We start from the raw sequence: 13,107 nt of genomic DNA, 5'->3' as shown, positions 1-13,107 counted from the left end.
GAATGTCTGATGAAATAGAAAACAACGCTGCAGAAAATACTTCCAAAGAATTCAAATGTCCCATTGAAGCAGAGATGAAAAAGTCCTACATCGACTACGCAATGAGTGTCATTGTAGGAAGAGCTCTTCCTGATGCCAGAGATGGTCTGAAACCTGTACACAGAAGAATCATCTATTCCATGCATGATCTTGGTGTATTCTCCAACAAACCTCACAAAAAATGCGCCAGGATTGTGGGAGACTGTCTGGGTAAGTACCATCCGCATGGAGATTTAGCCGTGTATGATGCCCTGGTGCGTATGGCGCAGGACTTCTCTCTCAGATACCCGATGATTGAAGGTCATGGTAACTTCGGCAGCATTGACGGAGACTCCGCGGCTGCTATGCGTTACACCGAATGCCGTCTCAATAAGATTGCAGAAGAGATGCTTCACGATATTGACAAAGACACAGTTGATTTTGTTGATAATTTCGATGCATCTCTAAAAGAACCTGCAGTACTGCCTTCCAAGATCCCCAGTCTTCTGGTTAACGGATCTTCCGGTATTGCTGTGGGAATGGCCACCAATATTCCGCCTCATAATCTGAAGGAAGTTTGCGATGCCCTGGTACATTTGATTGATGATCCGTCCGCAGACACGATTGACTTGATGACATATATCCCAGGTCCTGATTTTCCTACAGGCGGAACAGTCTATGGTACAAACGGAATCATCGAAGCATATTCCACTGGAAAAGGCCGCATCAAAGTCAGAGCAAACACCTCTATCGAAGAAATGGAAGGCGGAAAGAAGCGTATCATCGTTTCAGAGATCCCCTACCAGGTCAACAAGTCCAATCTGATCGAGAACATTGCAGATCTTGTAAAAGATAAAAAAATCGAGGGAATAACAGATCTGAGGGATGAGAGCGACAGGGACGGAATGCGTATTGTAATTGAGCTGAGAAAAGACGTAATGGAAGAAGTAATTCTCAATCAGTTATTTACACATACACAGATGGAAGTGACATTCGGAATTATTAATTTAGCATTAGTAAACAATGAACCGAAAATCCTGACTTTGAAAGATATGCTCTCTGTGTATCTCGAACACCGCAAGGAGATAGTCACAAAGAGAACTCAGTATGATTTAAAACAGGCACTGGCCAGGGATCACATTCTGCAGGCTTTAATCAAGGCTGTGGATGCAATTGATGATGCCATCGCAATCATCAGGGAAGCAGAGGATGGAGAAAGTGCAAAGCAGGGCCTTATGGCACGCTTCGAAATTGATGAAATTCAGGCCAAAGCTATCCTGGATATGAGACTGAGATCCCTTACGGGTCTGGAAATCGATGATCTGAGAGCCGAATTCGATGCCCTTCAGATTAAAATACAGAACCTTCAGGCCATTCTCGGCGATGAACATAAGGTTTTTGATATAATTAAATCCGAAATCCTTGAGATGAAGGAAGAATACGGGGACGAGCGTAAAACCCAGATCGTGATTGACAACGGAGACCTTGACATCGAAGATCTGATTCCAAATGAGGAAGTAGTCATCATGATCTCTAATGACGGCTACATAAAGAGACTGCCTCTGAGTACATACAAGCAGCAGCACCGCGGCGGACAGGGCCTTATGGGTATGGAGACCAAAGAGGAAGATGCCGTTGTAGACCTGTTTGTGACAATGACTCACAGCTACATTCTGTTCTTTACAGACAGAGGCAGAGTTTACGTCCTCAAGGCTCACCGCATCCCGATTGCAGGAAGACATTCAAAAGGAAAGGCTATAGTCAATCTCCTGCCGAAACTTGAAGAAGGAGAAAAAATCGAGGATAACCTTCCGCTTGACAATTTCGATGACGATTACGACCTCATCTTTGCTACAAAGAAAGGTCTCATCAAGAGAACCAAGCTTGAGAACTACCGCAATATCAGGTCCAATGGTATCATTGCCATCAGTCTTGAAGAGGGAGACTCTCTTGTCGATACAAAACTGGGCAAACAGGGGTCGGAGATTATTCTGGCCACTCGTGACGGCCAGGCTTCAAGATTCGATATCTCTGAAGTAAGAACTGTCGGAAGACAGGCAATAGGCGTCAAGGGAATCACACTAAATCCCGGTGATGAAGTTGTCAGCATGGCCGTGGTAACTCCTACAGACAAGCTGCTCAGCATCACAGAGAACGGGTTCGGAAAGATCTCCATGGTCAGAGACTATCGTAAAACCCACCGCGGCAGCAAAGGAGTCGTCACGATAAAAATGACAGACCGCAACGGGCACGTTGTTTCTGCAAAGCCCATCTCAGACGATAACCAGCTGATCATCACGACACAGCAGGGTATGGTCATACGCGTACCGGCTTCAGAAATCCGTACCATGGGCCGCTCTACTCAGGGAGTGAAAATCATGAATCTGAGTGAGGATGACAAGGTCACTGCAGCTGCCAGGCTGATAGGAACTGAAGACGAGGCTATGGTGGCAGAGCTTGAATCCCATGAGGATCTGAGCTTTATGCCCGTAGACAACTCTGATGAAGAATGAGCTTCCATGAGGTAAATTGATGGCTGGCAATCCAAAATATCAGGGCGAGAAAATAATCAAGGATTACGGCAAGTTGTCATTTGATTACGTTCCTGAGGTTCTAGTCCACAGAGAGGCTCAGCTGCAGCGTCTGCAGACAATCTTTAAGCCTGTACTGCACGGGGTCAGAAGAACCGCGCTGCTTCTCGGCAGCGTTGGTACAGGCAAGACTGTAACTGCCAAACGCTTCTGCCAGAATATTACAAGCGAAGGCACTCTCGCCGGCATCAACATAACTTCCCTTTTGATAAACTGCAGGGAGAAACGCAGCGAACATGCTGTTCTCCATGCCATAAATTCTTTTTTCAATCCCGGCTGTCCAGACAGAGGGCTGGCTCCTGAAGAATTCCTGCGCTCCATCCGAAGAAGCCTGGAAGAGAGAAAACTGCACATGATCATCGTGCTTGATGAAGCAGATGAGATTCTGCGCAGAGGTGCAGACGATTTAATTTATGTCCTTACAAGATTCAATGAGGAGTTCTGCCAGGATTATTCATTGTCATTAATTTTGATCTCTCAGAGATATCTTCTTGATCAGCTGGATAAATCTGCATTGTCTACGTTTTGTAAAGCAAACATTGTAAGTTTTGAGCGATACGATGCAGCAGAGCTGCGTGACATTGTGCTTTCAAGAATTGATCTGGCATTTTACCCGGGAACAGTGGAAGAGGAATGCATCGATCTGATCGCAGAATCTTCTGCAGACTGGGGTGATGCCAGATTTGCAATGGAACTTTTAGAAACCTCAGCGCTCATTGCTGAAGAGAGGAGATTATCTGGAGTTACTCCCGAGTGCGTCCGCGAAGCTAAGAATATGACCTGCAGCGATGGAAGCTACGAAACAAAACTTTCTAAAATGGATTATAATCATAAATTGGTGCTGCTTTCAATCTGCAGATCAATAGGCAGGAGTGCTTACACTACTTCCATTGCCACAGAAAATGCTTACAAAATCGCATCGGAAGAATGTAAAACTGCAGCTAAGGGAACCACCACTTTCTGGAAATACCTCAAGGATCTGGCCAAGGACGGCTGGATAGAGCAGAAGGTGATTACTGATCCAAACGGTTCCGGGGGACGGACGACATGCATATACATTTCTGATTTCCCGATCGGCGAATTGAGGTATATTATTGAAAAAGAATTCAATCTAACCATCTGAAGAAAAACTCCTTTATTGATTGATTACTTTTTTATTTTGATATCCTGCATTCTAAATGTATTGTCTTTCATATAATTAAAAAACTGAAAGAAAATATAATTGGAATACGATGCACTCAGTATTCCCGATTGTTCTCATCCTTTACTATCTTGGAAAGATATTTCCCGGTTAAGCTTTGAGGATCATTGGCAATTTCGCTTGGCGTGCCAACGGCCACTATCTGACCGCCTGCTTCCCCTCCGCCGGGTCCCATATCTAAAACGTAGTCAGCGTTAGCGATCATGTCCAGATCATGTTCGATTACAATGACTGTTGCCCCGTTTTCAATCAGCCGCTGGAATACGCCGATCAGCACCTGCACATCCAGCGGGTGAAGCCCTATTGTCGGTTCATCAAACACAAAAACCGCATCGTTCTGAGCCTTTCCCATTTCAGCAGCAAGCTTGAGTCTCTGAGCCTCGCCTCCAGACAAAGCAGGAGTGGACTCTCCCAGAGTGAGGTAACCAAGACCTAAGTCGGCCAGCACCTGCAGCCGGTCTCTTATTTTTTTCACATCCTTTAGAAATTCCAATGCCTGTTCAACAGTCATCCCCATCAGCTCTGGAAGAGAAACTCCGGGGGAATCCTGCGCCGCCTTGGGAGAACGATAGCATATTTTCTCTGCTTCCTTCATATATCGGGAACCGCCGCAGTCTGGACATATAATATTCACATCAGGAAGAAATTGCACATCCATTGTAATCTGTCCGGTTCCATCGCATCCAGGGCAGCGCAGGGAGCCGGTATTGTATGAAAAATCACTTACCTTGTACCCATTGGCTTTTGCTTCCGGTACAGCAGCGTAAAGCCGCCGCAGATCATCCAATATGCCGCTATAGGTAGCCACAGTGGAACGGACGTTGACTCCTATCGGTGTGGCGTCAATGAGATTCACTCTCCCAATCTCCGGAGCTTCTACAGACCTTACATGAGCGGGCAGCGGTTTTTCATCAATCTGTGCTTTTAACGCCGGCAGCAGGCTTTCCAGAATAAGAGTGGTTTTACCTGAGCCCGATACGCCTGTAACGGCTGTCAGCCGTCCCTTAGGAAGATCCAGTCTGAGTGCACGAACAGTATGCAGAGGATCGGTATTAAGTTTGATATGTCCATGCTCAAACATTGCCTTGGGATCTATGCGTTTCCGGATGACGGTATCTTCATCATCAGTTAGAAATCTTGCAATTAGAGAGTTGGGAGATTTTGACACATCTTCCACGGTGCCTTGGGACAGCACCCGCCCTCCGTGTTCTCCTGCTCCAGGTCCCATCTCAATAAGCCAGTGGGATGCTTTCAATACTCGTACATCGTGATCTATCAGCACAACAGAATTGCCGTGGGCAATGAGATCGTCTACGACTCCCAGCAGACCATCTACATTGGAAGGATGCAGGCCTATCGAAGGCTCATCTAACACATATAGAACGCCGGTTGTGCGGTTCCTTACCGCTCTGGCAAGCTGTACCCGCTGGCGTTCACCTGTGGACAGAGTATATCCAGCCCTGTCAAGGGAAAGATATCCCAGTCCCAGATCTGTGAGCCTTTTGGCAGTGTGAATGAACTGGTTTTTAATGCTTTCAGCCACATCCCGCAGCTCTTCCGGCATGGCTGCAGGAACTGCCTTCACCCATGGTATGAGTGCATCCAGCGTCATGGCCGTTGTCTCAGCAAGATTTTTGCCGCAGAGTAATGTAGAGCGAGCCTGTTCACACAACCGTGTACCGCCGCAGTCCGGGCAGACATCCTGCTTCAGGAATTTTTCCACCCGTTTCATACCTTTTTCGTCTTTGACTTTTTCCAGAGCGTTCTCTACAGTATAAACTGCGTTGAAATAAGTAAAATCCAGTTCGCCTGCCTGATTAGTCTTCTTTGCTTTGTATAGAATATGCTTCTTTTCTGCCGGGCCGTGAAAGACAATCTCCCGTTCCCGCTCAGTCAGTTCTGAAAACGGCACATCTGTGCGAACCCCCATTTCCCGGCATACATCCGTCATCAATGACCACATCAGCGAGTTCCAGGGTGCTACCGCTCCTTCGTCAATCGAAAGAGTTTCATCAGGTACCAGCGTGGTTTCATCAACTGCTCTCACAACACCTGTACCGCTGCACGTTCTGCAGGCGCCTTGACTGTTGAATGAAAAGCTTTCTGCACTAGGGCCGTCAAAACGAACACCGCATGTCGGGCATTGAAGCGGTCTTTCAGCTGCAACATTTAGTGATGGCGGCAGCATGTGTCCATTGGGACAGCGGTGGCTGCCCAGTCTGGAAAACATAAGCCTGAGCGGATTCAAAAGTTCAGTGGATGTTCCGAAAGTGCTCCGAACCCCTGAAACTGCCGGTCGCTGATGAAGGGCCAGAGCAGCAGGGATATACTCGATGCTGTCTATTTTAGCTTCAGCGGCCTGAGTCATGCGTCTTCTTGTGTACGCAGACAGAGCTTCTAGATAGCGCCTCGAGCCCTCTGCATACAGAACGCCCAGCGCCAGGGAGGATTTTCCTGATCCAGATACGCCAGCCACTCCTACGAGCTTACCAAGCGGGATATCCAGGTCGATATTTTTTAGGTTATGAACCCGGGCACCCCGTATTTCGATATGATCTGGTGCATTATTGCCATTGGAAGAACTGTTCATTGACTCCGCTCCCTGATTAGTGGATACTGCATATTAATCATGACTCTGACCACTCGTTACAAGATGCCTCATGAACTAAAGTGCAAATCTATTTTAATTTTGTTCTTACTTTTTATTTATTAATAGGTCTCAGCAGTGAATGCCGGGGCTGCTTGGAGACATGTCACTTTAAAATTATAGTCTCTTTAAATACCTTAGCTTGGCACCTGAAAAACCTCTGAGGTATAGTTATGATTGAAGTGCTAGCCACGATCATCCTGGTATTTTTAGGCGGGGGCATAGGCTCTTCGCTCAGATGGGGTGTAGGCAAAGCAGTCGGAAAAAGATATCACGGCAGTTTTCCCTGGGGCAATTTTGCAGTCAACATAACCGGTTCATTTCTGATAGGATTCCTTGCAACTCTGTTTCTGATTGACTGGGATAACAGGTATGGAACTTTCATGATCGCTCTGGTTATCACTGGACTTCTGGGTGGGTATACAACATTCAGCAGTTATGAGCTTGATACTGCAAAATTGATTGGAAAGAAGAAAACAGGCATAGCCGCGACATATTGGATAGGATCTGTCGTAGCCGGTCTGATTGCCGCGTTGGCAGGTATATTCCTTGCAGGGGTGATCCGGTGAAGCATGATGTGTGGCTTGTATTCGCCGGAGGCGGAATTGGAGCAGTCGTGAGAGAAGCATTGATGCTGTCGGTGCAGACTGTCGGCGGATTTCCATTCTCGATATTCTTTGCCAATGTGATTGCAGCATTCTTGATAGGTTTAGCTACAGGACTTGTTACAAGGGGCAGTTTAGGTGCAAGCGGAAATTTATTTTTCTCCACAGGTGTCATGGGAGGAATGTCAACTTTCAGTACTTTTATGCATGGTACCGATCAACTGTTGTTGGAATCTGTCGATTTTACAGCTTTGATCTATCTGGTCATCTCAATGATTGTCGGTTTAATTCTTGCTCTGGGAGGCATTAAACTCGGCAGCGGAAGAAAGGCTGCAAACTAAATTTATTTCTTTCTAATTTTTTATTTTTTTCGTTGCAATGTCGGAGAACGGTTAAATACACTCATCTCAAGTAGAATTCTATCAAGCAACGTGCTTGAAATGTCAGAGGTGAATGGATGAGGTTATCGCCAAGAGACGTAGATAAATTGCAAGTTTTTACCGTAGCCAGAATAGCGGAAAGACGTAAAAATGATGGTGTAAAGTTAAATTATCCAGAATCAGTAGCTTTGATAGCTGATTTTGCATTTGAAAGAATCCGTCGCGGAGACTCCGTTGCAAAGATCATGGAAGAAGGAAGACATGTTCTGACAACAGAGGATGTTATGCCCGGCGTTCCAGAAATGATTCCGGTAGTAGCAGTGGAGGGAACATTTCCGGATGGAACTAAATTAGTAAGCATTCACAACCCGATTCAACCTGCAAATGGAGGGATGAAATGACCACGACAACTATGCAGGAAAGCGTACAGAAAAACAGCTTAAAGCAGGGAACATCGAACAAAGAGATAACTGTGGGAGCTCTTATTCCTGGAGAAGGAAGCATTGAGTTATTTCCCAACAGGAAACATATCACTCTTAAAGTCACAAATACTGGCGACAGGCCGATACAGGTAGGTTCTCACTTTCACTTCTTTGAAGCAAACAGAGCCTTAGAGTTTGACAGGGAAGCAGCCTTCGGAATGAAGCTCGACATTGCTGCTGGATTGTCTGTAAGATTTGAACCAGGACAGAGCAGAGATGTAGGTCTGGTAGAGATCGGCGGCAAGAGGTATGTCCACGGATTCAACATGCTCACAAATGGAAGTACAAGAGCGCAGGATACCAAGACAATGGCAATGGCAAAGGCCAAATTATTAGGATTCAAGGGGGCATGAACTTGCAGATTTCGAAGAAACAGTATGCAGATTTATTTGGACCCACTGTAAATGATAAACTGCAGCTCGGAGACACCAACTTATTCGTTGAAGTTGAACATGATTATGCAGCATACGGAGATGAACTCTGTTACGGCGGCGGTAAGACTGTCAGACAGGGAATGGGAATGAGTCCGGGAGCTACACAGGCCGATGGAGCTCTTGACCATGTGATTACCAACGTAGTGGTTATGGATCCTGTTTTAGGAATCGTAAAGGGAGATGTAGGATTCCGAAACGGAAAAGTAGCAGGCGTAGGCAAAGCTGGTAATCCCGGAGTCATGGACAATGTGGATGAGAATCTGGTTGTAAGCGCCGCCACTGAAGTATCTTCAGGAGAAGGTTGCATACTTACACCTGGATTCCTGGACTGCCACATTCACATGATCTGTCCTCAGCAGGCTTATGAGGCATTAGGAAACGGAACTACAACATTCATAGGCGGCGGAGCAGGTCCGGCAGAAGGTACTGCAGGAGTTACAGCTACTTCAGGTCCGTTAAACATGCGCAGAATGCTGGAAGCATCTGAGGAGATTCCAATCAACTGGTGTTTCAGCGGAAAGGCCAACGACAGCAAGCCTGAGACTTTGGTGGAGCAGCTGGAAGCAGGTGCCGGCGGATTCAAGCTACACGAAGATTTCGGTGCTACGGCAGCCGCGTTGGACAATGCACTTAATGTCTGCGATGAGTATGATGTACAGCTTGCCATTCACACAGATACACTGAATGAAGGTCTGTATGTGGATGACTCAATCAGTGCCATCAACGGGCGTACTGTACACACATATCACACAGAGGGTGCAGGCGGAGGACATGCTCCAGATCTGATGAAAATTGCAGGAGAGCCTAATGTTCTGCCGTCTTCAACCAATCCTACAAGGCCTTTCACAGTCAATACCATCGATGAAACATTCGATATGATCATGACAACCCACCACCTGAATTCTCAGATTCCTGAGGATGTGGCATTTGCAGAGTCAAGGATTCGTGCAGAAACCATCGCTGCCGAGGATGTATTCCATGATCTAGGACTGCTGTCAATGATAGGTGCAGACAGCCAGGCTATGGGAAGAGTGGGAGAAACAGCTGCAAGGTGTTTCCAGAATGCTCATAAGGGGAAAGAAGTTCGCGGAAAGCTGCCTGAAGACTCTCCAGATAATGATAACTTCCGTGTGAAGAGATATCTGGCAAAGATCTCAATCAACACAGCCATTACATGCGGTATTGCTGATTATGTCGGATCTTTGGAAGATGGAAAGATGGCCGATGCAGTTCTCTGGGATCCGCAGTTCTTTGCAACCAAGCCTAAGCGTGTGTATAAGGCAGGATTCATCGCATATTCAGCAATGGGTGACCCGAATGCATCTATTCCAACACCAGAGCCGGTTTACTGGAGGCCAATGTTCGGAAGTTTCGGAGCAGCAATGACAAACTCATCTGCGATCTTCGTTTCCAAGGCTGCAATGGATGTAAACATCAGGGATAAGTACGGATTGAAAACAATGCTCAAACCAGTCAAGAAAACAAGGTATCTTGGAAAGCAGCAGATGCTTTACAATGACAGGATGGGCGATATTAAAATCGATCCAGAAACACACAAAGTGTATCTTGACGGGGAACTTATCACTACAGAGCCGTCAAAAGAGCTTCCTCTCACACAGAGATACTATCTCTTCTGAGTTGGAGTTTTCAACCACCCCCCAAACTTTAAAAAAAGGTGGGGAATATGGAAAAATTTGAATCAAAATCTGAATTTAGTGGAGATGCTGAAGTCTTAAAGATAAACAGATCCGATGCGTCAAAGGGAAGAGTAAGAGAAGGAGACATTGCTATCGATCTTCCGCGCGGAGAGGAGATCAAACACGGGGATGTTTTCGGACCTTCGTCTGACGGTAAATATTACAGAATTGAAATCAACCCTGAAGATGTTCTGAAAATAAGCCTTATCGGAGACTCAAAAGATCTGGGAAGCGCACTGCGCCTTGGGTACATGATGGGCGGGAGACACATGGAGGTTTTGATTGACGGAGATGAAGCCTACATACCTCTGGATCTTCCGAGAACTAAACTAGAACATTTCATTGAGCACACTGGTCTGAATGTTGAGACTCAGATAATTCAGAAGTCAATAACCTCAGGTTCAGGATACTTTAGAGGAGAAGAACATGAACATTCGCACTGATTCCCTGATGAATCTGATGCGTATATCAGACTCATTCTTTCCAATAGGGTCATTCACAACTTCTCAGGGAATAGAGCAGTTTGTTGCTGATAAGCTTGTCAACAGTAAAAATTTAGTGCCTGTTCTTGAAGCCTATGTCAACAATGTATGGTCATCTCTAGAGGTGCCTGTATTCAGAGAAGCTCTGGAAGCTGTTGAGGCTGATGATCTAGAAAGACTGATAAATGCTGATCATGTATGTTATGCATCTAAACTCGCTGAGGAAAGCAGAGACTCTTCTGTGAAAATAGGAAACAATCTGCTGAAGATGACAGGCAGCTCTGAGCTGGGATCCAAATTCCGCAACTATGTTGATGATCATAAGTCTCCCGGAACATATCCTGCAGTGCTGGCGGTTTTATCTCATGAATTGGAGATAGGCTCATCCGGTGAGGTTTCATTATTGTATGTGAATTTAATGGAAATAGCTGCCGCAATGGTCAGAATGGGTGAGATCGACTATCTGGCAGCGCAGGAAGCAGTTCAGCATGTCATTGACAGCGTGCCGACACCGCCTCCGTTTGGTGAAGAATATCAGTCATTTCCTCTGGCTGACATAGAGTCTATGAGGCATGAGTACAGCAATAACAGGATGTTTATGAGTTAGGTGAAAATTAATGTCTAGAACGCTTAGAGTGGGAATCGGGGGTCCGATCGGGTGCGGGAAAACAGAACTTATTGAGAAACTGACACCCAGGCTTAAAAATGAAGGCTTAAATGTTGGAATCGTAACAAACGATATTTATTCAAAGGAAGACGCCAGGCGCATGTCCATAAAGCTCGATGGCGTCATCTCCCCGGATGAAATTATCGGGATTGAAACCGGTCTCTGTCCTCATACGGCTGTAAGAGACGATCCCTCCATGAATCTGGAAGCAGTGAACAGGCTGGAGAGCGAGAATGGAAATCTGGACATCATACTCATAGAATCAGGCGGAGACAATGTAACTCTGACATTCAGCAACAAACTGGCTGACATGTTCATTTACATGATTGATGTGGCAAGCGGAGACAAGACAGTAAGAAAAGGCGGTCTGGGAATTTTAAAATCTGATCTTCTTTTGATCAATAAGATTGACTTGTCTCCGTATGTTGAAACAACAATTCCTGAGTCAGAAACAAGTACTGCAAATCTGCAGATCATGAAAGAAGATGCTGCCAAGATCAGACCTGACAAGCCGACAGTTTTCATTTCGCTGAAAGAAGACAATGGAATTGATGAGATTGTTTCATATATTAAAGAAAAGGGGTTGTACCTTTGAACGATCTTCCGCAGTGCTTTGATTCATACGCTCTTGAAGAATGCGTACTTCCTGTAGGTTCTGCCGGCAAAAATGCCGTAGCAGATCTCTGTTTTACCAAAAGCGGTGAAAAAACCTACCTGTCCAGAAATTACAATGTAACTCCGGCAAAGGTTCTTCATGCACTGTATTACGATGAGCTGCGTCCGGGAATGCCTTACGTGATATTTGTCAATCCCACAGCAGGTATAATCGAAGGAGACAGGTACACATACGACATCAGGCTGGATGAGGGTGCTGAAGCGTTCATTACTGATAATGCGGCAACCAAGATTTACAGGATGGACAGCAACTATGGCAGCAGGATCACCAACGTTTCATTAGGTGCCGGAAGCCGTCTGGAATACATTCCTAAAGAGAATATTGCATTTGCCAGGTCAAGATGGCATCAGGACGTGACATTTAATCTGGAAGGCGATGCAGCGTTGTTTTATTCTGAGATATTCTGCCCCGGGAGGATTGCCAGAGGAGAATCATGGGATTTTGATGCATATTCTTCCCGTACCAAGATCATACAGGATGGAAAAACTATAGCTATTGACAATCTCCTGTGGACTTCTGAAGATAAAGAACGTTCTGAAACTTTATTCGGCGGCATGAATTACTATCTTACTGCATATATGATTTCAACATCAATGCTGTCTTCTAAAGACAATCTGGATTGCTGCTGCGTGCACGGAGGCATCAGCGAACTTCCATATGAATGCGGATTGGTTGCCAAGGCTCTCTCTAATGACATTGATGATCTGAAGGATTTCCAGCTGAGTCTGTGGAATGCATTTAGAAAAGCTGAAACTGGCCAGGAGACTCCGAACTTAAGAATGCAGTATGGCAGGTTTGGATTTTAAGGTATACAACAATTTGAATGATTTTTATGGTCAATATGTTATCAACTTATTGACTTATATAATTTTTAAAATTTGCATGATAAAAAGATCTTTGATTAAAACAGCATCACGAATGCACCAGCTATTGCAAATATCATGTATGTAATTGTTATAACTATCAATATTATTATTGACGTTCTGTACGTTTTCTTTGATTTTTCGTCATATTGTGCACTGTTTCCACTATATGCTTCTATATGAAATGGAGTATCATCTGGAGATATTTCAGACCATATGTATAGTTGAGTATCTTTTACGACATCAATATATTTTTCTGTTTTCATATATCATTGTTCTGACAATTTTTGGAATGGTCTTATCACTGTTTAATAAGATTTAATCGATGAGATTACTCTTTACAATCTTTGTAAGCAGTTATTGT

At 45.2% G+C, this 13,107-nt stretch carries 13 protein-coding genes; 11 read left to right on the top strand and 2 right to left on the bottom strand.

The window, feature by feature from the left end; genetic code table 11:
• Positions 1-2: 2 nt before the first annotated feature.
• Complete coding sequence (gene gyrA / locus H729_RS08935) at positions 3-2,531, top strand: DNA gyrase subunit A (protein ID WP_020449684.1); 2,529 nt, start codon at positions 3-5, stop codon at positions 2,529-2,531.
• Positions 2,532-2,550: 19 nt separating this feature from the next.
• Positions 2,551-3,732, top strand: coding sequence for a Cdc6/Cdc18 family protein (locus tag H729_RS08930; RefSeq protein ID WP_020449683.1), 1,182 nt, complete (start codon positions 2,551-2,553; stop codon positions 3,730-3,732).
• A 115-nt stretch (positions 3,733-3,847) separates the two neighbouring features.
• Here H729_RS08930 and H729_RS08925 read toward each other — a convergent pair whose 3' ends face one another.
• Entirely contained in the window at positions 3,848-6,400 is a 2,553-nt protein-coding gene (locus H729_RS08925; RefSeq protein ID WP_020449682.1) for an excinuclease ABC subunit UvrA, read from the bottom strand.
• Between the two features lie 230 nt (positions 6,401-6,630).
• On the opposite strand from H729_RS08925, the gene crcB reads away from it, so the two are divergent.
• The 9 genes from crcB to H729_RS08880 all read left to right on the top strand — a co-directional run bounded on the left by crcB (position 6,631) and on the right by H729_RS08880 (position 12,686).
• Positions 6,631-7,026, top strand: a complete 396-nt coding sequence (crcB, locus tag H729_RS08920; RefSeq protein WP_020449681.1) for a fluoride efflux transporter CrcB — start codon at positions 6,631-6,633, stop codon at positions 7,024-7,026.
• On the top strand, positions 7,023-7,403 hold the full coding sequence (locus H729_RS08915; protein ID WP_020449680.1) for a fluoride efflux transporter FluC: 381 nt from the start codon (positions 7,023-7,025) through the stop codon (positions 7,401-7,403). Before crcB ends, H729_RS08915 begins: the two co-directional genes overlap by 4 nt.
• A gap of 116 nt (positions 7,404-7,519) precedes the next feature.
• A complete protein-coding gene (locus tag H729_RS10180; protein ID WP_020449679.1) occupies positions 7,520-7,843 on the top strand; it encodes an urease subunit gamma in 324 nt (107 codons plus the stop codon).
• On the top strand, positions 7,840-8,277 hold the full coding sequence (locus tag H729_RS10175) for an urease subunit beta (RefSeq protein WP_020449678.1): 438 nt from the start codon (positions 7,840-7,842) through the stop codon (positions 8,275-8,277). The genes H729_RS10180 and H729_RS10175 overlap by 4 nt, the downstream gene beginning before the upstream one ends.
• Complete coding sequence (gene ureC / locus H729_RS08900) at positions 8,274-9,995, top strand: urease subunit alpha (protein WP_020449677.1); 1,722 nt, start codon at positions 8,274-8,276, stop codon at positions 9,993-9,995. Before H729_RS10175 ends, ureC begins: the two co-directional genes overlap by 4 nt.
• A gap of 47 nt (positions 9,996-10,042) precedes the next feature.
• Positions 10,043-10,498, top strand: coding sequence for an urease accessory protein UreE (locus H729_RS08895; protein WP_020449676.1), 456 nt, complete (start codon positions 10,043-10,045; stop codon positions 10,496-10,498).
• A complete protein-coding gene (locus tag H729_RS08890; RefSeq protein WP_020449675.1) occupies positions 10,482-11,144 on the top strand; it encodes an urease accessory protein UreF in 663 nt (220 codons plus the stop codon). The genes H729_RS08895 and H729_RS08890 overlap by 17 nt, the downstream gene beginning before the upstream one ends.
• Positions 11,145-11,154: 10 nt before the next feature.
• Positions 11,155-11,799, top strand: a complete 645-nt coding sequence (gene ureG / locus H729_RS08885; RefSeq protein ID WP_020449674.1) for an urease accessory protein UreG — start codon at positions 11,155-11,157, stop codon at positions 11,797-11,799.
• Positions 11,796-12,686, top strand: coding sequence for an urease accessory protein UreD (locus H729_RS08880; protein WP_020449673.1), 891 nt, complete (start codon positions 11,796-11,798; stop codon positions 12,684-12,686). The genes ureG and H729_RS08880 overlap by 4 nt, the downstream gene beginning before the upstream one ends.
• A gap of 95 nt (positions 12,687-12,781) precedes the next feature.
• Here H729_RS08880 and H729_RS08875 read toward each other — a convergent pair whose 3' ends face one another.
• On the bottom strand, positions 12,782-13,009 hold the full coding sequence (locus tag H729_RS08875; RefSeq protein WP_020449672.1) for a hypothetical protein: 228 nt from the start codon (positions 13,007-13,009) through the stop codon (positions 12,782-12,784).
• Positions 13,010-13,107: the final 98 nt, after the last annotated feature.

Source organism: Candidatus Methanomassiliicoccus intestinalis Issoire-Mx1, from assembly GCF_000404225.1.
Classification (GTDB): domain Archaea; phylum Thermoplasmatota; class Thermoplasmata; order Methanomassiliicoccales; family Methanomassiliicoccaceae; genus Methanomassiliicoccus_A; species Methanomassiliicoccus_A intestinalis.
Note: the sequence above shows the minus strand (reverse complement) of the source record. Positions and strands in the feature narration are given on the sequence as shown.